The 23,936-nt window shown below is 68.0% G+C and carries 25 protein-coding genes; 14 read left to right on the top strand and 11 right to left on the bottom strand.

All coding sequences use genetic code 11. The features are described from left to right. The first annotated feature begins 223 nt into the window (after nt 1-223). A complete protein-coding gene (locus tag AT701_RS17440) occupies nt 224-1,438 on the top strand; it encodes an acyltransferase family protein (protein WP_011729107.1) in 1,215 nt (404 codons plus the stop codon). A gap of 132 nt (nt 1,439-1,570) precedes the next feature. After that, a complete protein-coding gene (locus tag AT701_RS17435; RefSeq protein WP_003894934.1) occupies nt 1,571-2,257 on the top strand; it encodes an Rv0518 family GDSL lipase in 687 nt (228 codons plus the stop codon). A gap of 4 nt (nt 2,258-2,261) precedes the next feature. Here AT701_RS17435 and AT701_RS17430 read toward each other — a convergent pair whose 3' ends face one another. Then, the gene (locus tag AT701_RS17430; RefSeq protein WP_003894933.1) at nt 2,262-3,233 is read right to left on the bottom strand and encodes a GlxA family transcriptional regulator; all 972 of its coding nucleotides are present in this window, start codon (nt 3,231-3,233) and stop codon (nt 2,262-2,264) included. 234 nt (nt 3,234-3,467) lie between these two features. Between AT701_RS17430 and AT701_RS17425 the strand changes: the two genes are divergently transcribed. The 4 genes from AT701_RS17425 to AT701_RS17410 are packed head-to-tail and all read left to right on the top strand — an operon-like array spanning nt 3,468 to nt 6,751. Then, nucleotides 3,468-4,124 (top strand): HD domain-containing protein, encoded by a 657-nt coding sequence (locus tag AT701_RS17425; RefSeq protein ID WP_058126293.1) that lies wholly within the window; start codon nt 3,468-3,470, stop codon nt 4,122-4,124. A 16-nt stretch (nt 4,125-4,140) separates the two neighbouring features. After that, nucleotides 4,141-5,598, top strand: a complete 1,458-nt coding sequence (locus tag AT701_RS17420) for a catalase (RefSeq protein ID WP_058126292.1) — start codon at nt 4,141-4,143, stop codon at nt 5,596-5,598. Further along, the gene (locus AT701_RS17415) at nt 5,595-6,191 is read left to right on the top strand and encodes a sigma-70 family RNA polymerase sigma factor (RefSeq protein ID WP_003894930.1); all 597 of its coding nucleotides are present in this window, start codon (nt 5,595-5,597) and stop codon (nt 6,189-6,191) included. The genes AT701_RS17420 and AT701_RS17415 overlap by 4 nt, the downstream gene beginning before the upstream one ends. A gap of 32 nt (nt 6,192-6,223) precedes the next feature. After that, nucleotides 6,224-6,751: a cupin domain-containing protein gene (locus tag AT701_RS17410; protein WP_058126291.1), complete on the top strand. Its 528-nt coding sequence runs from the start codon at nt 6,224-6,226 to the stop codon at nt 6,749-6,751. A 1-nt stretch (nt 6,752) separates the two neighbouring features. On the opposite strand, the gene AT701_RS17405 is transcribed toward AT701_RS17410, so the two are convergent. Next, nucleotides 6,753-7,418: an MOSC domain-containing protein gene (locus AT701_RS17405; RefSeq protein WP_003894928.1), complete on the bottom strand. Its 666-nt coding sequence runs from the start codon at nt 7,416-7,418 to the stop codon at nt 6,753-6,755. Nucleotides 7,419-7,470: 52 nt separating this feature from the next. Next, complete coding sequence (locus AT701_RS17400) at nt 7,471-7,725, bottom strand: hypothetical protein (protein ID WP_011729103.1); 255 nt, start codon at nt 7,723-7,725, stop codon at nt 7,471-7,473. Nucleotides 7,726-7,771: 46 nt separating this feature from the next. Between AT701_RS17400 and AT701_RS17395 the strand changes: the two genes are divergently transcribed. After that, entirely contained in the window at nt 7,772-8,827 is a 1,056-nt protein-coding gene (locus AT701_RS17395; protein ID WP_058126290.1) for an enolase C-terminal domain-like protein, read from the top strand. A gap of 13 nt (nt 8,828-8,840) precedes the next feature. Here AT701_RS17395 and AT701_RS17390 read toward each other — a convergent pair whose 3' ends face one another. Continuing rightward, complete coding sequence (locus AT701_RS17390) at nt 8,841-9,779, bottom strand: aminoglycoside phosphotransferase family protein (protein WP_058126289.1); 939 nt, start codon at nt 9,777-9,779, stop codon at nt 8,841-8,843. Between the two features lie 110 nt (nt 9,780-9,889). On the opposite strand from AT701_RS17390, the gene tpx reads away from it, so the two are divergent. Continuing rightward, the gene (gene tpx, locus AT701_RS17385; protein WP_003894924.1) at nt 9,890-10,384 is read left to right on the top strand and encodes a thiol peroxidase; all 495 of its coding nucleotides are present in this window, start codon (nt 9,890-9,892) and stop codon (nt 10,382-10,384) included. 178 nt (nt 10,385-10,562) lie between these two features. Here tpx and tenA read toward each other — a convergent pair whose 3' ends face one another. After that, nucleotides 10,563-11,240, bottom strand: a complete 678-nt coding sequence (gene tenA, locus AT701_RS17380) for a thiaminase II (protein WP_014877712.1) — start codon at nt 11,238-11,240, stop codon at nt 10,563-10,565. A gap of 352 nt (nt 11,241-11,592) precedes the next feature. On the opposite strand from tenA, the gene ripD reads away from it, so the two are divergent. The 3 genes from ripD to AT701_RS17365 all read left to right on the top strand — a co-directional run bounded on the left by ripD (nt 11,593) and on the right by AT701_RS17365 (nt 14,301). Continuing rightward, nucleotides 11,593-12,255 (top strand): NlpC/P60 family peptidoglycan-binding protein RipD, encoded by a 663-nt coding sequence (gene ripD / locus AT701_RS17375; RefSeq protein ID WP_011729099.1) that lies wholly within the window; start codon nt 11,593-11,595, stop codon nt 12,253-12,255. 84 nt (nt 12,256-12,339) lie between these two features. Continuing rightward, nucleotides 12,340-13,461 (top strand): M48 family metallopeptidase, encoded by a 1,122-nt coding sequence (locus tag AT701_RS17370; RefSeq protein ID WP_011729098.1) that lies wholly within the window; start codon nt 12,340-12,342, stop codon nt 13,459-13,461. A 57-nt stretch (nt 13,462-13,518) separates the two neighbouring features. Further along, the gene (locus tag AT701_RS17365; protein WP_011729097.1) at nt 13,519-14,301 is read left to right on the top strand and encodes a hypothetical protein; all 783 of its coding nucleotides are present in this window, start codon (nt 13,519-13,521) and stop codon (nt 14,299-14,301) included. A gap of 3 nt (nt 14,302-14,304) precedes the next feature. On the opposite strand, the gene AT701_RS17360 is transcribed toward AT701_RS17365, so the two are convergent. The 5 genes from AT701_RS17360 to AT701_RS17340 all read right to left on the bottom strand — a co-directional run bounded on the left by AT701_RS17360 (nt 14,305) and on the right by AT701_RS17340 (nt 19,131). Beyond that, nucleotides 14,305-15,021, bottom strand: a complete 717-nt coding sequence (locus AT701_RS17360) for a CPBP family intramembrane glutamic endopeptidase (protein WP_174519596.1) — start codon at nt 15,019-15,021, stop codon at nt 14,305-14,307. Beyond that, a complete protein-coding gene (upp, locus tag AT701_RS17355) occupies nt 15,018-15,647 on the bottom strand; it encodes a uracil phosphoribosyltransferase (protein WP_058126288.1) in 630 nt (209 codons plus the stop codon). The genes AT701_RS17360 and upp overlap by 4 nt, the downstream gene beginning before the upstream one ends. Nucleotides 15,648-15,657: 10 nt before the next feature. Beyond that, complete coding sequence (locus AT701_RS17350) at nt 15,658-16,857, bottom strand: URC4/urg3 family protein (RefSeq protein WP_058126287.1); 1,200 nt, start codon at nt 16,855-16,857, stop codon at nt 15,658-15,660. Beyond that, nucleotides 16,857-18,137 (bottom strand): GTP cyclohydrolase II, encoded by a 1,281-nt coding sequence (locus AT701_RS17345; protein ID WP_058126286.1) that lies wholly within the window; start codon nt 18,135-18,137, stop codon nt 16,857-16,859. The genes AT701_RS17350 and AT701_RS17345 overlap by 1 nt, the downstream gene beginning before the upstream one ends. A gap of 82 nt (nt 18,138-18,219) precedes the next feature. Next, on the bottom strand, nt 18,220-19,131 hold the full coding sequence (locus AT701_RS17340; protein WP_003894915.1) for an SDR family oxidoreductase: 912 nt from the start codon (nt 19,129-19,131) through the stop codon (nt 18,220-18,222). Nucleotides 19,132-19,232: 101 nt separating this feature from the next. Between AT701_RS17340 and AT701_RS17335 the strand changes: the two genes are divergently transcribed. Together AT701_RS17335 and AT701_RS17330 are read left to right on the top strand one after the other, a co-directional pair. After that, on the top strand, nt 19,233-19,820 hold the full coding sequence (locus AT701_RS17335) for a TetR family transcriptional regulator (RefSeq protein WP_003894914.1): 588 nt from the start codon (nt 19,233-19,235) through the stop codon (nt 19,818-19,820). Nucleotides 19,821-19,837: 17 nt separating this feature from the next. Next, nucleotides 19,838-20,227: an NYN domain-containing protein gene (locus AT701_RS17330; protein ID WP_058127650.1), complete on the top strand. Its 390-nt coding sequence runs from the start codon at nt 19,838-19,840 to the stop codon at nt 20,225-20,227. On the opposite strand, the gene AT701_RS17325 is transcribed toward AT701_RS17330, so the two are convergent. Further along, nucleotides 20,214-21,770 carry a class I adenylate-forming enzyme family protein gene (locus AT701_RS17325; RefSeq protein WP_011729090.1) on the bottom strand — a complete coding sequence of 519 codons (1,557 nt, stop codon included), beginning with the start codon at nt 21,768-21,770 and terminating at the stop codon, nt 20,214-20,216. The two genes, AT701_RS17330 and AT701_RS17325, sit on opposite strands and share 14 nt — an antisense overlap. Before the next feature lie 258 nt (nt 21,771-22,028). On the opposite strand from AT701_RS17325, the gene AT701_RS17320 reads away from it, so the two are divergent. Beyond that, nucleotides 22,029-23,888, top strand: a complete 1,860-nt coding sequence (locus tag AT701_RS17320) for a fatty acyl-AMP ligase (protein WP_058126285.1) — start codon at nt 22,029-22,031, stop codon at nt 23,886-23,888. The last annotated feature ends 48 nt before the right edge of the window (nt 23,889-23,936 follow it).

Here is a 23,936-nt window from a genome sequence, read left to right as displayed (position 1 = left end):
TCGGTCCAATGTGTTTGCTGGACAAGGCTTTCCGCTGTTTTGCGGGTGGTGTCCAGTGCCCGCACAGGCAGTGCGCAGGCCGCTGGGCGCGCACCGTCGGCGGCGACGCTGTTAGTCTGCGACTCGGCGGACGGTGACGTGGTGTGATCCGCCCGGTGAGTCGCGGCAGGTGCGGTTATGGCGCGCGGACGAACATCACGGGTGTGGATACGGAAAGAGTGCAGTGCGCGGCGCAGAGATCAAGGCCCTGACGGGACTGCGCATCGTCGCGGCGGTGTGGGTCGTGCTGTTCCACTTCCGGCCGATCCTCTATGAGGCCGCGCCCGATTTCACCGAAACGTTCGCGCCCGTGCTCGATTGCGGCGCCCAAGGCGTCGACCTGTTCTTCATCCTCAGCGGCTTCGTCCTGACGTGGAACTACCTCGACCGGATGGGTCCGGGGTGGTCGACGCGCGCGACGCTGCACTTCCTGTGGCTGCGCTTGTCGCGGGTGTGGCCGGTGTACCTGGTGACGCTGCACCTCGCCGCGCTGTGGGTGATCTTCACGCTCAACGTCGGTCATGTGCCCGTCGAGGACACCAGCGGTTACAACGCGGTGAGCTATCTGCGGCAGCTGTTCCTGGTCCAGCTGTGGTTCGAGCCGTACTTCGACGGGACGAGCTGGGACGGCCCGGCCTGGTCGATCAGCGCCGAGTGGCTGGCCTATCTGCTGTTCGGAGCATTGATCCTGGTGGTCTTCCGCATCGCGCGGGCCACGCGGGCCCGCAGCCTCGTGGTGCTCGCGGTCGCGGCCTCGCTGCCGCCGGTGGTCTTGCTGATGATGACGGGGCACTTCTACACACCGTGGAGCTGGCTGCCGCGCATCGTCATGCAGTTCACCGCGGGCGCGCTCGCCTGTGCCGCGGTGCGCAAGCTGGAACCCGGGGACACCGCGCGCCGCACCGCGGGATACCTGTCGGTGGTCCTGAGCATCGCCATCATCGTCGGCCTCTTCTTCTTCGACGCCCATCCGCTCAACACCGTCGGCGACGCCGGGGGGCTGGTCGACATCCTGTTCGTGCCGCTCGTGGTTGCGCTGGCGATCGGGACCGGAAGCCTGCCGGCGCTGCTGAGCACGCGTGTGCTGGTCTACGGCGGGCAGATCTCCTTCGGGCTGTACATGGTCCACGAACTCGTGCACACCGCCTGGATCTGGACCGTCAAACAGTTCGAGCTCACGATGTCGCCGGATCTGTCCGGCAAGGCCACCCTGCTGGGCCTGCTGGCCATATCGGTGGTCGCCGCGATGGTGCTCTACCACGTCGTCGAGGAGCCCGCGCGCCGATGGATGCGCAGGATGGTCGACATCCGGCCGGTGGACCCGAAGAACAGTCACCTGCACCGGGTGGACGCCGAGCACCAAGGGCACTCCGCAGCGGTCCCGGCGCGTGCGGGATAAGCTTTGGGTCCCACCAATCTTGCTGTGGCGCAGGTTGTTATGGCTCTGTGACCGCTGCGTCACCGTTGGCTGGGAGTCTGATCAGGGATTTTTGGGAGAGGCGGCAGTGTCTCGCCGGCAGTGGAGGTTTCAGTGAGTCGTCTGACCACGTTTCTGGTCGCGGTCGCACTTTTGGTCGGGGTGTTCGTCAATGTGCCGACGCAGCGCTACGTGACCTCGGGCCTCGACCCGAAGATCTTCCACATCGCGGTGATCGGTGACTCGTACACCACGGGAGCCGCCGAGGGCGGACAGGGCGCCAAGGGATGGCCGACGCTGGCGTGGCAGACGCTGGCCAGGCGCGGTGTGCAGATCAACGCCGATGTGGTGGCCGAGGGCGGTGCCGGATATGTGGTGCGCGGCAACCGGGGCAGCATCTTCGCCGATCTGACCCCGCGGGCCGTCAAACCCGACGACTCGCTGGTGGTGTTCTACGGCTCCCGCAACGACAAGGACGCCGACCCGGTGGCCATCACCCGGATGAGCCACGACGCGCTGGCGCTGGCGCAGCGGATCGCGCCGACGGCACGGATGCTGGTCATCGGACCGCCGTGGCCGACCGCCGATGTGCCCGTATCGGTGCTGCGGATCCGTGACATCCTGCGCGATCAGGCCGAGCAGGTCGGTGCGTCGTTCTACGACCCGATCGCGGCGGGCTGGTTCGTCGGGCGTCCCGACCTGATCGGCGGCGACGGTATCCATCCCACCGACGCCGGCCACGCCTACATGGCCGACAAGATCGCGACGATCATCGGCGACGAACTGCCGCGCTGGGTCTGAGGCGTCAGTTCCTGGCCGCGGTGCGGAACCGGTCCCGGTAGGCCTTCGGGGACACCCCGAGATGCGTGACGAACACTCTCCGGAGGGTCTCGGGGCTGCCGAAACCGGCCTGCCTCGCGGTGTCGCTCACCGACATTCCGGCATCGAGAGCGGCGCGCGCCGCATCGATGCGGACCATCTCGACGAACCGCGCCGGTGTGGTGCCGAGTTCCGACTGGAACAGCCGGGTGAGCTGCCGCGTGCTCAACGCCGCAACCTTGGCGAGGCTGCGCACACTGTGATCGGCGGCCGGGTCGGCCGCGATCGCCTCGGTGACGCGCCGCAGCGCCGACTGCTGAGGCGCATCGGACTCGATCAGCGTCGAGAACTGTGACTGGCCACCCGCGCGTTTGAGGTACACGACCAGCGAGCGGGCCACTTCGCGGACCAGCTCCGAGCCGTGGTCGAGTTCCACCAGTGCCAGCGCCAGGTCGATGCCTGCCGACACCCCGGCGGAGGTGTAGATGTCGCCGTCGCGCACGAAGATCGCGTCGGGTTCCACCGACACGTCGCGATAGGCACGTTGGAGCAGACCCGCATGACGCCAGTGGGTGGTGGCGCGCCGCCCGGCGAGCAGGCCCGCGGTCGCCAGGATGAACGTTCCCGTGCAGATCGAGGCGAGGCGCCGCGTGCGGCCCGCCAACTCGCGCACGGCGGCCACCAGCTGCGGGTCGATCGGCCGCCCCACCAGGTCGTCGCCGCCGGACACCAGTACGGTGTCGGCGTGCTCGATGTCTGAGATGGTTTGGTCCACAGGGAATCTCGTACCCACCGACGTGGTGACGTCGGCACCGTCGACCGAGGCGATCTTCAACACGTAGTCGGCGCCGAACCGGTTCGCCTCGGCGAAGACCTCTGCCGGCCCTGCGACGTCAAGCAGTTTCATCCCGTCGAAGACGACGATCACGACGGTGCGCCGGTTCGGAGCATGTGCCATTCGCCCATTGTGTCGCTTCTTGTGGGAAATGTGGCAGATCGGCCATGCCTCACGGCTCACGCCGCGCCGCAGACTGACAACGGATCGCAAGAACGGGAAGTGATCCTTCTCGGCGGCGGCGTCGTTATTGGGAGGCAGAACGCAAAAAGCGTCCCACTGCGGCAGACCCGGCGAGGAGGTCACGACTCTTCCAGATGTCTCGATCGACGAAGTTCGAACCAAGGAGGATTCGCCATGTCTGTGTCAATCGGTTCCACCCAGGTCGCCGGTATCACGGTTCCCGATACGCCATTGGTGCGTGAGGTCACCGAGTACATCCGCGACGTCGAGGACGACCTGCTGTTCCACCACTCCCGCAGGGTGTTCTTCTTCGGGGCGCTGCAGGGTCGGCATCGCGGCCTGCAGCCGGATCTGGAACTGCTCTACGTCGGCGCGATGTTCCACGACATCGGCCTGACTGAGCCGTACCGCTCCGGTTCGGCGTTGCGTTTCGAGGTCGACGGTGCCAATGCTGCACGAGATTTCCTGCTGCAGCGCGGGTTCGGTGAGGAAGCCGCACGCAAGGTGTGGCTGGGTATCGCGCTGCACACCACGCCGGGTGTGCCCGAGTTCCTCGATCCCGAGGTGGCGCTGGTGACCGCGGGCGTGGAGACCGACGTGCTCGGTATCGGCCGCGACGATCTGTCGGAGAAGGATCTGGCCGCGGTGACCGCGGTGCATCCGCGCCCTGACTTCAAGAACCGTATCCTGCGTGCCTTCAACGACGGTGTGCGGCAACGTCCGCAGTCGACGTTCGGCACCGTGAACGACGACGTGCTGGCCCATTTCGACCCGTCGTTCGAGCGCGAGGACTTCGTGAACATCATCCTGACCAACACCTGGCCCGAGTGAGGGGGAGGGACGCATCATGACCGAGCCGAGGGCCACGACCACCGACGCCGGCGCGCCGGTGCCCAGCGACACGCACTCGCTCACCATCGGTCCGGACGGGCCGATCCTGCTGCACGACCACTATCTGATCGAGCAGATGGCCAACTTCAACCGCGAGCGCATCCCGGAGCGGCAACCACACGCCAAGGGGTCGGGCGCCTTCGGCCACTTCGAGGTCACCGGTGATGTGAGCCGCTACACCAGTGCGGCGGTGTTCCAGCCAGGTGTGCGGACCGACACGCTCATCCGCTTCTCCACGGTCGCCGGTGAGCGGGGAAGCCCGGACACCTGGCGTGATCCGCGGGGATTCGCGCTGCGTTTCTACACCAGCGCAGGCAATCTCGACATCGTCGGCAACAACACACCGGTCTTCTTCATCCGCGACGGCCTGAAGTTCCAGCACTTCATCCGGTCCCAGAAGCGCCGCGCCGACACCGGGCTGCGTGATCACGACATGCAGTGGGACTTCTTCACGCTCACGCCCGAATCGGCACATCAGGTGGCGTGGCTGTTCGGCGACCGCGGCATCCCGCGGACGTGGCGGCACATGAACGGGTACGGCAGTCATACCTACAGCTGGATCAACGCGGAAGGCGAGATCCATTGGGTGAAGTACCATTTCATCTCCGACCAGGGCGTCGAAAACCTTACGCAGGACGAGGCCGACCGGCTGGCGGGTGTGGACGCCGACTTCCACCAGCGTGATCTGCACCAGGCGATCGCACGCGGCGAGTACCCGAGCTGGACCCTGGCGGTCCAGATCATGCCGTTCGACGACGCGAAGACCTACCGGATCAACCCGTTCGACCTGACCAAGGTGTGGCCGCACGCCGACTATCCGCTCGTGACCGTCGGCCGGTTGGTGCTGGACCGCAATTTCACCGACCACCACACCGAGATCGAGCAGGCCGCGTTCGCGCCCAGCAACCAGGTGCCGGGCACCGGTCTGAGCCCGGACACGATGCTGCAGGCCCGTACGTTCGCCTACGCCGATGCCGCACGTGCGCGGATCGGGGTGAACTACAAGCAGATCCCGGTCAACGCACCGCGATGCCCCGTGCACAGTTACTCCAAGGACGGGGCGATGCGCGTCACGAACGTCTCGGATCCGGTGTACGCCCCGAACTCCTACGGTGCCCCGCACGCGGACCCGAACCAGACGAACGAGGCGCTGTGGTACGCCGACGGGGACATGGTCCGTACCGCCTACACCCTGCGGGCCGAGGACGACGACTTCACGCAGGCCGGTGACCTCGTGCGCCGCGTCATGGACGACGCCGAGCGCGACCGGTTGGTCGGCAACGTCGCGGGACACCTGAGCAATGGGGTCTCCGAACCCGTGTTGCAGCGGGTGTTCGAGTACTGGCGCAACATCGACAAGTTGACGGGTGACCGGATCGAGGACGCCGTACGGAAGCGCCAGGGCGCCAGATGACCTGTCACGCAGCGACCGCACCGGACGGTGGTCCGGGTGCCGATCTGAGCGCGCGTTTCGCGCGCGACGTGGTGCCCATGGTGGACCGCTTGTACGGTGCGGCGCTGCGCCTGACAGCCAACCCGCAGGACGCGGAGGATCTGGTGCAGGAGACGATTCTGCGGGCCTACACGGGTTTTCACACTTTCCGTGAGGGCTCGAATCTCACGGCCTGGCTCTACCGCATCCTGCACAACACATGGATCAACCTGTACCGCAAACGTCAGCGGCGGCCCAACGAAGTGCCGATGGAGGGTGTCACCGACGGCGAGGTGCTGCGGTTCCGGCATGCCCTGCGGTCTGCCGAGGTCGACGCGCTGGAAGCGTTGCCCGACACGGAGATCAAGGAGGCGTTGGCCGATCTGCGCGAGCAGTACCGCATCGTGGTCTATTACGCCGATGTGGAAGGCCTGTCGTACAAGCAGATCGCCGAGATCACCGGCACCGCGCTCGGCACGGTGATGTCCCGGTTGCACCGCGGCCGCCGGCAGTTGCGCGCATCGCTGCGCCAGGTGGCCGAGCAACGGGGTCTGGTGTCCGAAACCGTCCAGTAGACGTATCAGCAAGCAACCGACAGGAGTCGACTTTGCCTCACCCCTCGGACACCGGGATCATTGCGAATCTTGCTGCGGGGGCGGGATTTCCTGCCCTCGACGCGGCCGGGCCCACCGTGGAGTTCGTGACCTTCAGTGACGACGAGCACAACCAGATCTGCGTTCTGCGCGCGGTCCTGCCGCCCGGTGTGGCGGTTCCGCTGCACAGCCACAACGATTTCGAGGACTTCTACATCCTGTCCGGGCAACACCAGGTGCTGATCGACGGCGACGACGGTCTGCAGTGGCACGACGTGCGCGCGGGTGACTACGTGCGGGTCCCGGGTGACGCACTGCACGCACATCGCAACATCTCCGACGAACCCGCCGTCGATCTGGTCATCACCACGCCGCAGATCGGCCGGTTCTTCCGCGAGATCGGCCGCTCGGCAGGCTCACCACCGATGACGCCCGCCGAGCTTGCGCATTTCGTGGCGACCGCCCAACGCTACGGCTACCGGCTGGGAACTCCCGAGGAGAACGCCGCGGTCGGGATCACGTTGCCGGGCTTCACGTCCTGAGTCAGCCGGCCGTGCCGACGCGCCGCCCCGCGCGCTCCTTGAGTTCGGCGGCCAGCGCGTCGGCGCGCAGGATCTCCGGCAGCAGCTCGGATTCGCCGGTGAGCGCGCGGAACACGAAGCCGATGGTGATGCCGTGGTCGGGTCGCTCGACGATCTCGACAGAGTCTCCCGCACGCACGTGCCCCGGCCGCACCAGCCGCAGATATGCGCCCGGATTCCCGGCCCTGGTGAAGGTTTTCATAAGACCGTTGATCTCGAGGAATGCCGCGAAGGTCCGGCAGGGCGTGCGCGGGCGCGTCACCTCGAGTTCCAGGCCGCCCGTTCCGATGCGCCACCGCTCACCGATCACCGCGTTCGTCACGTCGATGCCCTCGGTGGTGAGGTTCTCGCCGAACATGCCGTTGGTGAGCTCCCGGTCGAGGGCCACCTGCCAGTCGTCGAGATCTTCGCGCGCATAGGCGTACACGGCCTGATCGTCACCGCCGTGGTGCTTCGAGTTGCCGATGACGTCGCCCACCAACCCGCTGCCCAGGCCACCGCGCCGCGGACCGGGGGAGCGCACCTCGACCGCACCGTCGACAGGGCGCTTGTCGATACCGGTGACGCGCTTCCCGTTGTCCGGGTTCGGGCGGGGATGCGCCACGTTGACGGTCAGGACTTTCGGCATGGCGGCCAGCCTAACGGGCCGCGCGCTCGGGCTCGAATCGATTATCGGCCGCTCATGAGGCGGGCGCGGGGAGCTGTGGCGGCGGTGGCGGTGCGTCTTTGAGGCACAGGCCCGTCGCGGTGTCGAGGTGGCGGCCCGGCACGCAGAACGGGGCGCAGCCGTTGGTCACACCGGTCTCACCGGGCGCGCACGCGGCGCTGACAGCAGGTGTCACGATCGTGGTCACGCCCATCGGGGCCGCCGCAAGGGCGGCAAGCGACAGTCCCCACACCACCGTGCGCACACCCCGCCGAATCGTCCGCGTCATCTGGACTCCTGTTCGCGCAGTCTCTTGACCGTGATGGCCGCATTCTATGCGCGGCAATACTGCGCGCTGCGCAGTACCGATGGGCTACCGTCACGAACTTGTGCAGACCCTGATCGACTTCGAGCGTGCGCCGGCCTTCGCGATCGCGCTGACCGATCCGGTGGGCGACGCGACCGTGCGGGAGGGCCTGCTCGTCGAGGGCCCGCAGGGCTGGGGAGAGTTCAGTCCCCCTGGTGCCGGTGTGGACGCGGCGGACGGGGATGCGGCGTTGGTCCGGTGGCTGACCGCGGCGATCGAACCGGGCACGGTGGGCTGGCCGGACCCGGTGCGCGGCCGGGTACCGGTCGCGGTCTCGGTACCCGTGGTCGATGTGCGGCGGGCCCGTGAGATCGTCGATGGATCGCCGTGCCGCACGGCGACGGTCGAGGTCGGGGCCGGCAGCCTCGACGACGACACGGCGCGGGTCGCTGCGGTCCGTGAGGTGCTGGGACCCGAGGGTGCGCTGCGGTGCGATGCCAGGGGCCGGTGGGACGCGCAGACGGCGCGTACCGCGGTCGCGGCACTCGACGCAGCCGCGGGTGGTCTGGAGTTCGTCGAGCGGCCGTGCGCGACGCTCGACGATCTGGTGCGCTTGCGCAAGGAGATCGACGTGCGCATCGCCGCGCACGCGACCATGCGGGACACCTCGGCGGATCCGGCTGTGCCCGTGGACCCGCGGTTGCGTGAGGCCGCTGACGTCGTGGTCCTGGCGTGTGGCCCTCTCGGTGGGGCGCGCCGCGCGCTGCGGGTGGCCGAGTCCAGCGGCCTGCCGTGCGTGGTCACCTCGATGTGGGAGACCACGATCGGGCTGGCGGCCGGCCTGGCGGTGGCCGGCGCCCTGCCGGAGTTGCCGTTCGCATGTCAGTTGGGCACCCGACCGCTGTTGACCGGGGATCTGGTGGCCGCATCGCGTTCACTGGTGGCCGACGCCGACGGCTGCCTGCCGGTCGCGCCGATGCCGCCGGCTCCGCAGCCCGAACTTCTCGAGCAGTTCGCGATGGCCGACCCGGCCCGGGTGGCGTGGTGGCGCGAGCGCCTGCGCGCGGCCATCTCGGCGAGTTGAGGTCGCCGACCGGTCAGTCCTGAACGGCCTTGGCGATGGCCACGCACGTGGTGAGCCAGTGAGCGTCGGGCTCGGACCGTTCGGTCAGCTCCCACATCGCGTTGTGCATCATGCGCACGATCACCCACGCACGGGCGCGGTCGGCGTCGAGACCGGCCGCGTCGACCACTGCGTAGAACCGGCGCCGTACGCCTTCGCGCACATATCCGGTCAACTCGTCCCAGCGGTTCCACAGCATCGGGGCCAGTTCGTAGTGCGGATCGCCGTCGAACGGTTTCGGGTCGATCGCCACCCAGGAACCCGGGCCGCCGTCGGTGTCGTCGCCGTCGTCGCCGTCGTCGCTGCCGACCGGGCCCGCAAGCACGTTCTCGTAGTGCAGATCGCCGTGGATCAGCACGCCGGAACTGGACGGATCGGTGGCGAGATCCGCGCCGAGGGTGATGGCCTGCTCGACGAGTCTGCGCGGCACCGGTGCGCTGCGCGGCAGCGCCGCCAGCCCGTCGGTCCAGCGGGTGACGGCCCGGGGGAGCGAGCGCACCTGCGGGAGTGCAGGCACGTGCAGTGCGCGGTAGAGGCCGGCGACGATCTCGCAGGCCTGGATGTCCCAGAGCTCGTTGAGGTTTCGGTTGCTCAGCCGTTCGAGCAGCAGGGCCCGGTGATGCGGGTCGGCGCGCAGTAGGCGTACGGCACCGTGACCGCCCCACCGCCGCAGCGCGAGATGTTCGTGTTCGGTCTCGTCGTCGGGGAACGAGAGCTTCAGCACGGCCGAGGCGCCGTCGCGGTCACGCACCGGCACGACGATCGAGCAGTAGCCATGCATGGCGGCGCCGTCGACGGTCAGTTCCCAGTCGCCGATCTGCGTGCGCACGAGTTTGGCGAGACCGTCGACCCAGGTTTGCCACCGCGGTCCGCGTGCGGCCATGGCACGTACCGCATCAGGAAGTTCGATCATCCCTGCCCATCATCCAGACCCCTCGTCACGGACCCGGCCCCACCCGTCATCGACGCTCGCTATCACCCCGGACTGTTGGAACCGGCCCGGGTTTTGACAGACTGTTGTGCATGGCACAGATAACACTGCGTGGTAACCCCATCAACACCGTCGGCGAGCTGCCCGCGGTCGGCTCTTCTGCCCCCGGCTTCACGCTGACCGGCACCGATCTGGGCGAGGTCACCAACGACCAGTTCAGCGGTAAGTCCGTACTGCTGAACATCTTCCCGTCCGTCGACACCCCGGTCTGCGCCACCAGTGTCCGCACCTTCAACGAGAAGGCCGCGTCCAGCGGTGCGACCGTGCTGTGCGTGTCCAAGGATCTGCCGTTCGCGCAGAAGCGCTTCTGCGGCGCCGAGGGCATCGAGAACGTCACGACGGCGTCGGCGTTCCGCAGCAGCTTCGGCGAGGACTTCGGCATCACCATCGCCGACGGCCCGATGGCCGGCCTGCTCGGGCGCGCCGTGGTCGTGATCGGCGCCGACGGCAACGTCGTGTACAGCGAGTTGGTGCCGGAGATCGGGCAGGAACCCGACTACGAGGCAGCGCTGAAAGCGCTCGGCTAGCAGAAGCGCTGAAAGCGCTCGGCTAGCAGAAGCGCTGAAAGCGCTCGGCTAGCAGAAGCGCTGAAAGCGCTCGGTTGACACGAGTTCTCGAATACCGACCGCAGACCCTCACCCACTCATCGCGCGTGGGTGGGGGTCTTCGTATTCCGGTTCGACCCTGGCGCTTTTACGGGCGCTTTCACACCGGCCACTGCTCGCGGCGGTGCGCGGCGTCGAAGAACATCCACTCGTAGCGGGATGTGACCACGAAATGTCGCTGCGCGGTGGCCTGTTCGGTTTCGCCGAGTGTCGCACCGAGGCGATCGGTGAGGGCGAGCACCTCGGCGACGGTCGCCGCGAACTCCTCGCCGCCGTAGCTGTCGATCCAGCGCTGGTACCGGGGGTCGCTGGAACCGCGCTGCATCAGCTCGGCGCCCACGCGTGCATAGATCCAGTAGCACGGCAGCACCGCGGCCAGACCGTCGGCGAAGCTGCCCGCATAGGCGGTGGCGAGCAGGTAACTGGTGTAGGCCTGGGTGGTCGGCCCGACCGGCTCGGCCTCCAGCGTCGCGGCATCCAGACCGAGTTCGGGCAGGAGTTCACCGTGCAGGCCGAGTTCGACGTCGAAGACCTCGGCGGCGTGGCGGGCGAACATCGCGGTGTCGGCGAGGGTGGGGGCCTTGGCCGCGACGATCGACAACGCGCGTGCGTAGTCGCGCAGATAGTGCACATCCTGGGCGACGTAATGGGCGAACGTCTTCTCGTCGAGCGTGCCGTCGGTGAGACCGGTGAGAAACGGGTGGGCGAGGATCTCCTCATAGACGGTTTCGATCTGCTGCCACAACCGGGCCGAGAAGGTGAGCGGGTTCGGGTGCATGTGCTCATCCTGGCAGTCGAACGGCGCCCGCGTGGTGGGTGTCTGGCCGATCATCGCTCCAGCAACCATCTTCCGGTCGTCCTCCGGCGCGTGGCGTCGGGTGTGGCACGGCGGAGGTGACGTGACCGTGATGTCGCCGCACGCCGGTATCGTCACTGCGCGGCGGCGTGTCCGGAGTCACCCCGGACGGCGGTGCATCACCGTTCGGTCACGGTATTGCATCTGATCAGCCCTGTGCCCCTTACGGATTGGGCAAACCGCCGCGCGGCGGGGTAGAACTAATTGACGCTACTGGAGTCGACCAGCAGTCAGCGTCGTGTTTCACCCCGAGGTCGAGAGAGTTGATGTTCGGATGAGACGCGCGTATGCCGTTTTGGTGAGTCTTGCGGTGAGCACCGCGGTGCTCTTGGGGATCCCGGGGATCGCCGCCGCCGCCCCGTACGACCGGCCCGCCGGCAACCAGAGATTCGTCGAAATCGTCATCGCCAGGGCGCTTTCGCAGCGCGGTGTGCCGTTCACCTACGGCGGTGGTGACGTCAACGGTCCCACCCGCGGTGTTCCGCGCGAGATCCCGCCTGCCGCAGCCGTTCCCACCGGCGCCTATCCGGGCCTCGCGCCTGCCGCGACGCCCGAGGCGCTGACGCCGGGCCTGAACACGCCCGCGGTGACGCCCGGCCTGAGCGCACCGGCGATCACTCCGGGCCTGGTGGCCCCGGTCGCCGCCCCGGCGCCCGACGTCGTCGGCTTCGACGCCTCCGGGCTCATCGTCTACGCATTCGCGGGCGCCGGTGTGAAGATGCCGCGCTCCTCCGGTGAGCAGTACAAGGTGGGCCAGAAGGTCCTGCCGTCGCAAGCCCTTCCCGGTGACCTCATCTTCTACGGCCCCGAGGGCACGCAGAGCGTGGCGCTGTTCGTCGGCAACGGCCAGATGGTCGAAACCACCGACTCCGGTGTCCAGGTGTCCCCGGTGCGCACGGAGAACATGACGCCGTACCTGGTGCGCATCATCGCCTGATCCCGCACCGCGGCAAAAAGTGGCACCGCCCCTCGTCCGCCGTCCGTAGGGTTGACCTGCAGGCGACGAAAGGGGCGGTTCCACATGACCCGACCACCGGCGACGCAACCGCCGCAGCGGACGACTTTTCCGGGGATCAGTTCCCGTGCGTGGGAGCATCCGGCAGATCGGACCGCGCTGACCGCACTGCGCCGGCTCAAGGGCTTCGACCAGGTCCTCAAGGTGCTCTCCGGGATGCTCCGCGAACGGCAGCACCGCCTGTTGTACCTCGCGAGTTCGGCACGTGTGGGGCCGCGCCAGTTCGCCGATCTCGACGAGCTGCTCGACGACTGCGCCCGGGTGCTCGACGCGCCGAGCCGCCCGGAGATGTTCGTGACACAGTCGCCGGTGGCGAATGCGTACACGATCGGTATGGACGAACCGTTCATCGTGATCACCTCCGGCATGTACGACCTCATGTCGCACGACGAGATGCGTTTCGTCATCGGTCACGAACTCGGCCATGCCCTCAGCGGTCACGCGGTGTACCGCACCATGCTGATGCATCTCATGCGGATCGCCTCGACGTTCGGGTTCGTCCCGATCGGCGGCTGGGCGCTGCGCGCCATCGTCGCCGCTCTGATGGAATGGGAACGTAAATCCGAACTTTCGGGAGACCGGGCCGGGTTGCTGTGCGGCCAGGATCTCGACACCGCGATCCGAGTCGAGTTGAAGCTCGCGGCCGGGGCGCGGCTCGACAAGCTCGACTCGCAGGCGTTCCTCGCGCAGGCGCGGGAGTACGAACGCGCAGGCGATATGCGCGACGGTCTGCTCAAGCTGCTCAACCTGGAACTGAAGACACATCCGTTCTCGGTGTTGCGGGCCGCGGCCCTGACGCAGTGGGTGGACACCGGTGGCTACGGCGCGGTCATGGCAGGGGACTATCCACGTCGCGAAGACGACGACAAAGCCGCGTTGCGCGATGACATCGGCGAGGCGGCGCGCCACTACCGGGACGGTTTCGACCAGTCGGACGATCCGCTGATCCGTGGGATCAGAGACGGCCTCGGCGGCATCGTCGACGGCGTGGGACAGGCTGCGACATCTGCGGCGGACTCGGTGGGCCGCAAGATCTCCGAGTGGCGCCGCAGTGCCCAGCGCGATGCCCGGCGCGATGACCGCCGCGATGGCCCCGAGCCGGATTCCGGGTCGGACGACGCCGGCTGACACCCATGCCGTGATACTTGCCGAACTGCCAACGGTAAGCCCCTAGACTGTCCCCTCGTGGGCATACTGTTCGGCTTCGCGCCATGGATCATCTACTGGGTACTCGTCGGCAACGTCCCGTTCCTCACCGCGGTGCTGATCGCGCTGGCGACCGCCGTTGCCACGTTCGTCATCAGCAGGATCTCGGGCACTCCGGGGCGGACACTGGAGATCGGCGCGCTGGCGACGTTTTTGGTCCTGACGGTCCTGACCTTCGTGCTAAGCCAGGACGCGATGGAGCGGTGGATGCAGCCGCTGAGCAACGCAGGCATCTTCCTGGTCGCACTCGTCGGCGCGATCATCGGCAAACCGTTCGTCAAGGAGTACGCAGAGGTCGGCCAGCCGCCGGGGGTCGTGGAAAGCGATCTGTTCAAGCGCATCGTCGCGATCCTCACGTGGGTGTGGGTCGGTGCATTCGCCGGGATGACGGTCTCGTCTGCCATCCCGCCGATCGTGCAGGGCGACGCCACGATCCTCGACACCAAAACTCCGTTGTCGTTCGTGTGCTACTGGGTCATACCGTTCGCGTTGCTCGGCGTGGCGGCGCTGGTGTCGCGCGTCCTGCCCGACCGCATGATGGAGGGCATCAACGACGTGGTCCGCAAGACCACGTTCGTGGCGTACAGCGAGGCCGCCATCGACGAGCTGTACTACCTGGCGCAGGAGCATGCCAATCGCGAGGTCGGGCCCGGCCAGGAGGCCTACGACGTGCGGGTCGGCGGCTCGGGCACCCCGCTGGTGGGCGACGAGAGCCGCATGTCGTGGCCCTCGACGTACAAGGTGCGCGACCGCAGGAGGTGACGTTCAGGCCGGCGTCATACCCATCAGCCCGTACATGAGCACCAGGCCGGGTAGCAGGTTGGTGACCTGGTGGGCCGCTATCCCGGCCAGCAGTCCGTCGGTGTACAGCCGTGCGACGGCGATCGGGATCGCGACCACCAGCAGCAGCGGCGCCCGCACAGGCTCGAAGTGCGCGAGCGCGAACACCACGGTGGACACCAGCGCCGCGACGATGCGTCCCCAGCGCTGTTCGAGCGCTCGCCACAACAGGCCGCGGTAGACGATCTCCTCGCACACCGGCGCGACGAACGTCACCGTCGCGAACACCGTGAGCGCCAAAGGCCATGTCGCACGCACGCCTTCGAACACCTCGCCCACCGCCGACGTGGTGTCGGAGCCGACGATCGACAGGTAGAGTGCCGCCGCGGGCAGCGTGACGAACAGGCCTCCGAAACCGAATGCGATCCCGATCCACAGTTCGCGCCAGGACCAGCGCAGCCGGAAATCGGTGCGCGCGCCGTTGCCCCGGATGCGTGCGATCAGTACCGCGAGCGAGGCCGCGAGCACGGTGGGAACGGCGATCGTGACCAGTATCAGCCCCACCGGCGGTTCGGCCCGCGCGGCGGCGAGCGCGAACGCTCCGGACACCGCCAGATAGACCACCTCGACGAGCACGAAGGCGCCCAGTCCCCACCGGTGCGGCGGGCGGGCGGGGGCGACGCGGGTGCCCGGCCGGCTCATTTCGTGCCGAAGATGCGGTCGCCGGCGTCGCCGAGTCCCGGCACGATGTAGCCGTGCTCATCGAGTGCACGGTCGACCGCCGCGGTGTAGATCGTCACCTCGGGATGGGCTTCCTGTACCGCGGCGATGCCCTCCGGGCATGTCAGCAGGCAGACGAACTTGATCGAACGGGGCCGCTGCTCCTTGACGCGGTCGATCGCGGCGACCGCGGAGTTCCCGGTGGCCAGCATCGGGTCGACCACGACGACGTCGCGCTCGGCCACGTCGTTGGGCAGCTTGAAGTAGTACTCCACCGCGACAAGGGTTTTCGGATCACGATAGAGGCCGATGTGGCCGACGCGGGCGTTGGGCACGACGCTGAGCATGCCGTCGAGGATGCCGTTGCCCGCCCGCAGGATCGACACGAACACCAGTTTCTTGCCGTCGATCACCGTCCCGGTCATGTGCTCCAGCGGCGTCTCGATCTCGACGTCGTGCAACGGGATGTCACGCAGCACCTCATAGGCCATCAACATCGAGATCTCGTTCAGAAGCTGCCGGAAGCCCTTGCTGGACAGGTCTTTCTGACGCATGAGCGTGAGCTTGTGCTGGACCAGCGGGTGTTCGATCAGGTGCAGGGTGCCCATCGTGTCCTCTCTAGAAGACGGTGCCGTCACTGTCGATGACCAGCGGTGGCCTGCCGCCACGCAGGCGTTGTGCCAACGCGCGGCCGGCAGCCCAGGTGCCGCCTTCGAGCACGCATGCCAGCGGCAGGTCCGGCACGCCGAGCAGTTCCCGGACCAGGGGCGCGATCTCGTCGAGGAGTGCCACGGTCAGCGCGCGCCATTCGATGATGAGTTGGTCGCCCACCGACCAGGCGCGCTCGGTCAGGTTGTCATCGCGTAGCCGCAGCACCCCGGTGTCGAGGAACAGGCCGCCGTTGCGGTACTCGGGCAGACCCGTGAGTTCGTCGAGTCCGGTGATCCGCTCCCCGGCCCACTCGAACGGCTCGAGCAGCGAGTAGGTGAGCCACTGCGACAGCTTGTGGAACGGCATCCATCCCGCCGACGGTCCCGGTCCGGGCACCGCGTCATGCGGCCAGCAGTCGCCCAGCGGATGTCCCTCGATGGCGCTGGGCGTCAACCAGATTCCGCTGAGCGACGCCAGCAGCCGGTCGAGGATGTCGTGTGCGGCCACCGGGCCGCGGCCGAGAAGCGGTTCGAGCAGTGCGCTCGGCCGCGCCGCACCGGATACCTCGGTGAGCGCACCGCCCAGTCGGTGCAGCAATTCGACCCGCCCGTCCAGGCCCACCAGGGGGTTGCCGGGCCCCACCTGGAACGCACGGCCCAGCGCGTGGGTGTCGAGCCGGGCCAGGCCTGCCGCGTCCACCCGCAGCGGATCCTGCGGGTCGCTGGAGAACAGGCCATCGCAGAACGCGTGGAGGCTCGCGACGCCGAGGCCTTCCGAGCGGGTGAAGGTCTGTCCGGTACCGGGTTCGGTGTAGCGCCAGTCCGGTCCGGCACCCGCATCGAGCAGCACGCTCACGACGGTCAGGTCGACCATCGCGCGCGTGAGGGCGTCGCCGCCGGACACACGCGTGCCGATCTGCTGCCTGCGGTCGATCCCGCCGGCCTCGAAGTGCCGCCACCGGCTGTGGTACGGGATCTTGAGGTCCGGGTAGTTGTCCCGCGTGACCGCGGCGACCTCCGACGCGGCGCGTTCGAGCGCGTCGTCGTCGACGGTGAACCACGCAGAGCCCCCGTCGCGGGCACGGTGGTACAGGAAACGCGCGCGCTCACGGATGGTCTGCGTGCGACGCAGCGCCGTCACCGCGGCAGGCACATCGGCGTGGCTCATCAGGCGAGTTCGCGGCCTTTCGCGATCTTCAGTTCTTCGGCGTCGGGAACCGGTCCAGGCGTGAAGTATCCCGCGGCCATCTTGGCGTCGATCTCCACGCGGGCGTCGGCCGGGATCAATTCCTCGGGAATGTTGATGCGCTCGCCCACCTCGATGCCGGAGCCGACGATCGCGTCGTACTTCATGTTGCTCATGGACACCAGTCGGTGGATCTTGCGGATCCCCAACCAGTGCAACACATCCGGCATCAGCTCCTGGAACCGCATGTCCTGCACGCCCGCCACGCACTCGGTGCGGGCGAAATACTGATCGGCGGTGTCGCCGCCGGCCTGCCGCTTGCGTGCGTTGTAGACGAGGAACTTGGTCACCTCGCCGAGTGCGCGGCCCTCCTTGCGGGAGTAGGCCACCAGACCGACCCCGCCGCGCTGCGCACCCCGGATGCACTCCTCGATCGCATGCGTCAGATAGGGCCTGCACGTACAGATGTCGGAGCCGAAGACATCGGAACCGTTGCACTCGTCGTGCACCCGCGCGGTCAGTTCCACCGACGAATCGGCCAGGTCGCGGGCGTTGCCGAAGATGTAGAGCGTCTGACCGCCGATCGGCGGGAGGAACACCTCCAGATCGCTGCGGGTGACCAACTCCGGGTACATGCCGCCGGTCTCCTCGAACAGCACGCGACGCAAAGTGGTCTCGCTGCAACCGAATCGCGCCGCGACCCCGGGCAGGTACCACACCGGCTCGATCGCGGCCTTGGTCACCAGCGCCGCGCCGTTAGGAAGGAGAATCCGTCCGTCTGGCTGCAGTCGGCCCTTGGCGATGGCATCGGCGATCTCGGGCAGGATCACATGGGCCTTGGTGATCGCGATGGTGGGCCTGATGTCGAAACCGGCCGCGAGTTCGGTGGTGAACGCCTCGGCCACCATCGCGCCCCACGGGTCCAGACTCACGATCGCGCTCGGATCGCTCCATTGCGCATACGGGCCGATGACATCGGTCGGTGCGGTGTTGGTCAGATCGGCCCGGTGCTCTGGTGACAACGCCCCGGAAGCGACGGCCAGGGCGCGGTACACGCTGTAGGAACCGCTGTGGGTACCGATCACGTTGCGGTGCGCGCGCGTGGTCGTGGTGCCGATCAACGGTCCGCGTTCGGCGGCCGTGGGCGCGCCCCACCGGATGGCGAGCGCGCCCTCGGCGCCGTGATGCGACGTCAGGCGGATGTGGCGGGGAGCAGATCTGGGGGTCGCCGCAGGGGGAACAGGGTTGGGTTCGGCGACCATGACGGTTGCTCCTTCCCACGTGCGTGTGCCGGATGAGGCTTCCAGTGAACCTCGAATCGACCGGCCGCGCAGCGATTGACCGTCAGCCCGTGACCGTCTCGAGACCCTGGCCGGCGGCGGACTCGAAATAGTGCCCCGCGTCGAGATCGGCCAGCAGACCCGGACCGGTGGGTTCCCACCCCAACCGTTGCCTGGTCAGCGCGCTTCCCAGGTTGGCATCGACGGCGAAGAATCCACCCAGCCAGCCGAAATGCGCCGTCGCCTGGTCGGGAGGTACCGACACCGCCGGCAGGCCGAGACCGCGACCGATGGTCTCGGCAATTTCCCGAACTGCGATGCCCTCGTCGGCCACCGCGTGCCACCGCGAGCCTGCCGGTGCATCTTCGAGCGCGAGCCGGAACACGCGTGCCGCATCGACACGGTGCACGGCCGACCACGCGTTGGACCCGTCACCCGGATAGCCCGACACACCTCGTTCGCGGGCGATCGAGATCAGCCTGGGCACGAATCCGTAGTCGCCACGACCGTGCACCGACGGTGGCAGGCGCACCACCGAGGCCCGTACGCCTTTCGAAACCTGGTTCAGCGCTGTGGTTTCCGACAGGCGTGGGAACCCGGCGGGAATCGCGTCATCTTCGGTGGTGCCGCGCGGAAGGCCGGCGACGCCCGCGGCGACGACAAGCGGACGGTCGGACCCGGCCAGTGTCTCCCCGAGCGCCTCGATCGCGGCACTGTCGGTCTGGACAGCCCCGGCGAAGTTCTCGAAATCGTGCACGAATGCGAGGTGGATGACCCCGTCGGCGGATGCGGCGCCTGCGCGAAGACTGTCCAGATCGGTGAGGTCTCCGCGGTGGACCTCGTGACCCGCCCGTGTCAGCGCCTCGGCCGACGCATCGGATCGAGCCAGCCCGATGACGGTGTGACCTGCAGCGATGAGCTCGTCGGCTACCGCGGAGCCGATGAAGCCGGAAGCTCCGGTGACAAAAACGCGCATGGTGAACCTCCTGATGGCGTGGACTGCACCCGGTCGGTGTCAGTCACTGACATCAGTATGCAACTCCATGTCAGTGACTGTCATTCCCCTACGATCGGCACATGAGTCGTTGGGAGCCCGATGCGCGCGGCCGCCTGGAACGTGCCGCCCTCGAGCTGTACGCCGAGCGCGGGTTCGAACTCACAACGGTCGCCGAGATCGCCGAACGCGCCGGTCTCACCGAGCGCACCTTCTTCCGGCATTACGCGGACAAGCGCGAGGTGCTGTTCGGCGGCGAACACGTGCTGCAGGAACTGTTCGTCGGCGCGGTCGCCACAGCAGTCGGGGCCCCCTGGGCTTCCGGTCCGGCAGTTGCCGCGCTCGACGCCGTCGCGGCCGGACTCGACACCGTGGGGGAGATGTTCGCAGGCAGGCATGCCGACGCGCGTCGACGTCAGGCCGTGGTGAATGCGAACACCGCACTGCAGGAACGGGAACTGATCAAGCTGGCGACGCTGGCTGCCGCGATCGCGGAGGCCCTACGTGATCGCGGCATTCCGCGAGCGACCGCGGAGGTGGCCGGCGAGGCCGGTATCGCGGTGTTCAAGGTGGCCTTCGCAAGGTGGGTCGAGGTCGAACACGAGACCGACCTACGGATGGTGATGCGCGAGGTGCTCGACGATCTGCGGAACCTGTTCGTTGCCGGGTGAGCGGTACGGTCGAATCCGTGCGCTGGATCGTCGACGGCATGAACGTGATCGGCTCACGCCCCGATGGATGGTCGCGGGACCGCCGCGGCGCGATGGCAAGACTGGTCGCTCAGCTCGAGCGGTGGGCGTCGGCCGAAGGTGCACACGTCACGGTCGTGTTCGAGGCGCCGACCACCCCACCGATCGAGTCGCGCGTCGTCGAGGTCACGCACGCACCGGCCTCCGCGCCGAACTCGGCCGACGACGAGATCGTCCGTCTGCTCGCTGCGGGTCGTTCGGACGTCACGGTCGTGACCTCCGACCGCGGCCTCGCCGAACGGGTCCGCGCCGCAGGCGCCGACGTGCGGTCGGCCTCGGGCTTTCGCGACCGGATCGAGGACGTGGCCGGGGGCCTCACCGAGCCGTGACGCCGAGCCGTTCGTCGATGATCCATCGGCGCAACGCTTTCCGGTCGAACTTGCCGCTCGGCAACGTCGGGATGTCGTCGCTGCAGGCGATCACCCACCGCGTGGGAACCTTGTATGCCGAGAGTTGCTCGCGAGCGCGCTGTGCGAGCAACGCGACGTCGAGTGTGTCGCCGGGAGTTCCGGACGGAACCACCACGGCGCACACCTCCTCACCACGCTCGGCGTCGTCGACGCCGAGCACCAGGCACTGGGCGACCTCGCCGAACCCCGCCAGCACCGCCTCGACCTCCAGCGGTGAGACATTGGCCCCGGCCGCCTTGATGAGATCGGTTGTGCGACCCACGTAGAACACCCTCGGATCACCCGGGCGCCGGTACACCTTGTCGCCGGTGTGGTACCAACCGTCGTCGTCGAACGTCTCGAACCGTTCGCGTTTGTTGTAGCCGGCCATCACGCCGATGCCGCGGACGTGGAGTTCGCCGACGGTCCCGTCGGGGGCGGGCACACCGTTGTCGTCGACGATGCGCATGTCGGTGTAGGCGAAGCCGCCGGCGGTCTCGGTCATGGTGCGGTGCACCGGGAATCCGTCCGGGACATCGGTCATCGCGATGTCGAGCGGACCGTCGCGCAGCATCGGCGCGCTGCTCAGGTCCCGCACGGAGAAAGTCGGGTGCTCCCGCAACCGCTGCGTGAACGCGGGCCAGCCGACGATCCCGGTGATGCGTTCACGTTCGGCGAGATCGAGTGCCGCTCCGGCGTCCAGCTTGGGCAGGATCGCCAAGGTGACGGGCTCGTGCAGCGCCCCGGTTGCCGCCAGCAGTCCGCCGATCCAGAAAAACGGCATGGCGCACAGGATCCGGGCGTGCCCTTGCGAACCGGTCACCGCACGGATCGCGGCAGGCCACGTCGAGGTCTGGCGCACGAGCGTGCCGTGGGTGTGCAGAACACCTTTCGGATCCGCGGTGGATCCCGACGTGTGCACCATGACGGCCAGATCCGCGGGACTCACCTCGGATTCGGCCGCGGCGAGGATCTCCTGCGGGACGCCCGTGTCGTCGATGCGGGTGGCACACGGCAGGTCGGTCTCGCCGGTGATCGCGATGCGGCGCAGAAACGGCGTGGCGCGCACCGCAATTGCGCGCGAGGGCTGGCCGGCGAGTTCGGGCAGCGCCTCCCGCAGGCGCAGGCCGACGTCGATGTTCAGGACGCGTGGCGGGGCAACGAGGATCCCGACATCGGCCAGGCGCAGCACTTTGGCGATCTCGGCCGGGGTGTACAACGTACTCAGCGGTACGGCCACGGCACCGATGCGGGACACCGCGAGCCACCACGTGATCCACTCGATCCCGTTGGCGAAGAACAGTCCGACGCGGGTCCCCTTGCCGGCACCCTGACCCAACAGCCACCGGGCCGCGCGCACCGACAGGTTGTCGATCTCGCGGTAGGTCGCTCTGCCGGTCGGGGTGACCAGATAGGTGTCGTCACCGAACTCGCGAACACTGCGCTGCAACAGGGCGGGGACCGTCAACGGTGCGGGGGTCACCCGGCCATCTTCTCCGATGGCCGCTACGCGTGGGGCCCCGCGTAGGTGTCGTGCCAGGACCACCACTCGTACGGCGGTGTCTGTCGAGCATTCGATGCTGCCGCCCGAGCAATACGACAGCTTCCATCACGGCTGGATCCGCACCGTCGGACAACTCGACGGCAAACTCCGTCGCGGAGCGTGATCGGCAGCGCGGATGTCTCGCACGTCACGCCGGGGGCGCGCCGATCGGCCGACGATGACACCTAGACTGCGGTCATGGACAGCGGATCGCGGACGCAGTACGAGGCGCCCACCGGTCTCTTGCGGATCGAGGACTGCCTCGATGCCGACGGTGGCATCGTGCTGCCTCCCGGCACGACCCTGATCTCGCTCATCGAGCGCAACATCGCGAATGTCGGCGACTCGGTGGCCTACCGGTACCTGGACTACAGCCACGGAGAACTCCAGGTGGCGGAGCTGACGTGGCGGCAGTTGGGAGTTCGGTTGCGTGCCGTCGGCGCTGCGGTGCAACAGGTCGCGGCCCGCGGTGACCGGGTCGCCGTCCTGGCGCCACAGGGCCTCGACTACGTGATCGGCTTCTTCGCGGCGATCAAGGCGGGCACCATCGCGGTGCCGCTGTTCGCCCCGGAGTTGCAGGGCCACGCCGAACGCCTCGACACCGCGCTCAGCGACGCGCGTCCGACCACGGTGCTGACGACGGCCGCCGTGGAGGAGGCGGTCACCGGTTTCCTGGACAAGCTTTCCGGCAAACAACCACACGTCGTCGTCATCGACGAGGTACCCGACTCGGCAGGCGCCGATTTCGCGCCTGTTCCCGTCGACGTCGACGACGTGTCGCACCTGCAGTACACGTCGGGGTCGACACGTCCGCCGGTCGGAGTCGAGATCACCCACCGTGCGGTCGGCACCAACCTGCTGCAGATGATCCTGTCGATCGATCTGCTGAACCGAAACACCCACGGGATGAGTTGGCTGCCGCTCTACCACGACATGGGTCTCTCGATGATCGGTTTCCCGGCGGTCTACGGCGGCCACTCGACCCTGATGTCGCCGACCGCGTTCATCCGGCGACCGCAGCGCTGGATCCAGGCGTTGTCGGACGAGTCACGGTTCGGACGCGTCATCACGGCCGCGCCCAACTTCGCCTACGAGTGGACCGCGCAACGCGGTGTGCCCGAGCACGGCGACGAGATCGATCTGAGCAACGTGGTGCTCATCATCGGCTCCGAACCGGTGAGCCCCTCGGCCATCGCGGACTTCAACAAAGCCTTCGCGCCATACGGGTTGCCGGCCACGGCTTTCAAACCGTCCTACGGCATCGCCGAGGCGACACTGTTCGTCGCGACCATCGCGCCCGCGGCGCAGGCGTCGGTCGTCTACTTCGACCGCGACGAACTGGCCCAGGGTCGTGCGGTGCCGGTCGCAGGCGACGCCGTCGACGCGGTCGCTCACGTGTCGTGCGGTCAGGTCGCACGCAGCCTGCAGGCCGTGATCGTCGACCCCGGAACCGGGGAGGAACTCGGCGACGGCACAGTCGGCGAGATCTGGCTGCATGGCAACAACATCGGCCGCGGGTACTGGAACCTGCCGGAGCAGACGCGCGAGACGTTCGGTGCCACGCTGCGGGCCCGCCTGCGGGACGGCACCCACTCCGGGAACGCGCCGGCCGACGCGCGGTGGTTGCGCACCGGCGATCTCGGCGTGTACCGCGACGGTGAGTTGTACGTGACGGGCCGCATCGCCGATCTCGTGGTCATCGACGGGCGCAGTCACTATCCGCACGACATCGAGACCACTGTGGCGGACGCGTCGCCTCTGGTCCGCCGCGGTCACGTCACCGCGTTCACCGTTGCGGCCCAAGACGTCCCGGGCGCATCTGACGGCCAGACGCAGGACGGGCTCGTCGTGATCGCCGAACGTGCCGTGGGGACCACCCGCGCCGATCCGCAACCGGGGATCGACGCGATCCGTGTGGCGGTCGCGCACCGGCACGGCGTCACGGTCGCTGACGTCCGATTCGTGCCCGCGGGTGCCATTCCGCGGACCACCAGCGGCAAATTGGCGCGCCGCGCATGCCGCGCGCAGTACCTCGAAGGCAAGCTCGGCGCGCACTGAGCGGGTCCGGGTGGTCGGCCGGGCACCGGTCTCGCCGTTTTGCCCGGC

It is taken from the genome of Mycolicibacterium smegmatis, from assembly GCF_001457595.1.
GTDB classification, from domain to species: Bacteria; Actinomycetota; Actinomycetes; order Mycobacteriales; family Mycobacteriaceae; genus Mycobacterium; species Mycobacterium smegmatis.
The sequence above is the reverse complement of the archived record's forward strand: the minus strand, read 5'-3'. Positions and strand labels throughout refer to the sequence as shown.

Bases quoted from the DNA above. Each gene is read 5' to 3' on its own strand.
- AT701_RS17430 (WP_003894933.1), bottom strand. From the start codon at position 3,233: ATGGCACATGCTCCGAACCGGCGCACCGTCGTGATCGTCGTCTTCGAC.
- AT701_RS17425 (WP_058126293.1), top strand. From the start codon at position 3,468: ATGTCTGTGTCAATCGGTTCCACCCAGGTCGCCGGTATCACGGTTCCC.
- AT701_RS17420 (WP_058126292.1), top strand. From the start codon at position 4,141: ATGACCGAGCCGAGGGCCACGACCACCGACGCCGGCGCGCCGGTGCCC.
- AT701_RS17415 (WP_003894930.1), top strand. From the start codon at position 5,595: ATGACCTGTCACGCAGCGACCGCACCGGACGGTGGTCCGGGTGCCGAT.
- AT701_RS17405 (WP_003894928.1), bottom strand. From the start codon at position 7,418: ATGCCGAAAGTCCTGACCGTCAACGTGGCGCATCCCCGCCCGAACCCG.
- AT701_RS17400 (WP_011729103.1), bottom strand. From the start codon at position 7,725: ATGACGCGGACGATTCGGCGGGGTGTGCGCACGGTGGTGTGGGGACTG.
- AT701_RS17395 (WP_058126290.1), top strand. From the start codon at position 7,772: ATGCGCGGCAATACTGCGCGCTGCGCAGTACCGATGGGCTACCGTCAC.
- AT701_RS17390 (WP_058126289.1), bottom strand. From the start codon at position 9,779: ATGATCGAACTTCCTGATGCGGTACGTGCCATGGCCGCACGCGGACCG.
- tpx (WP_003894924.1), top strand. From the start codon at position 9,890: ATGGCACAGATAACACTGCGTGGTAACCCCATCAACACCGTCGGCGAG.
- tenA (WP_014877712.1), bottom strand. From the start codon at position 11,240: ATGCACCCGAACCCGCTCACCTTCTCGGCCCGGTTGTGGCAGCAGATC.
- ripD (WP_011729099.1), top strand. From the start codon at position 11,593: ATGAGACGCGCGTATGCCGTTTTGGTGAGTCTTGCGGTGAGCACCGCG.
- AT701_RS17370 (WP_011729098.1), top strand. From the start codon at position 12,340: ATGACCCGACCACCGGCGACGCAACCGCCGCAGCGGACGACTTTTCCG.
- AT701_RS17360 (WP_174519596.1), bottom strand. From the start codon at position 15,021: ATGAGCCGGCCGGGCACCCGCGTCGCCCCCGCCCGCCCGCCGCACCGG.
- upp (WP_058126288.1), bottom strand. From the start codon at position 15,647: ATGGGCACCCTGCACCTGATCGAACACCCGCTGGTCCAGCACAAGCTC.
- AT701_RS17350 (WP_058126287.1), bottom strand. From the start codon at position 16,857: ATGAGCCACGCCGATGTGCCTGCCGCGGTGACGGCGCTGCGTCGCACG.
- AT701_RS17345 (WP_058126286.1), bottom strand. From the start codon at position 18,137: ATGGTCGCCGAACCCAACCCTGTTCCCCCTGCGGCGACCCCCAGATCT.
- AT701_RS17340 (WP_003894915.1), bottom strand. From the start codon at position 19,131: ATGCGCGTTTTTGTCACCGGAGCTTCCGGCTTCATCGGCTCCGCGGTA.
- AT701_RS17335 (WP_003894914.1), top strand. From the start codon at position 19,233: ATGAGTCGTTGGGAGCCCGATGCGCGCGGCCGCCTGGAACGTGCCGCC.
- AT701_RS17320 (WP_058126285.1), top strand. From the start codon at position 22,029: ATGGACAGCGGATCGCGGACGCAGTACGAGGCGCCCACCGGTCTCTTG.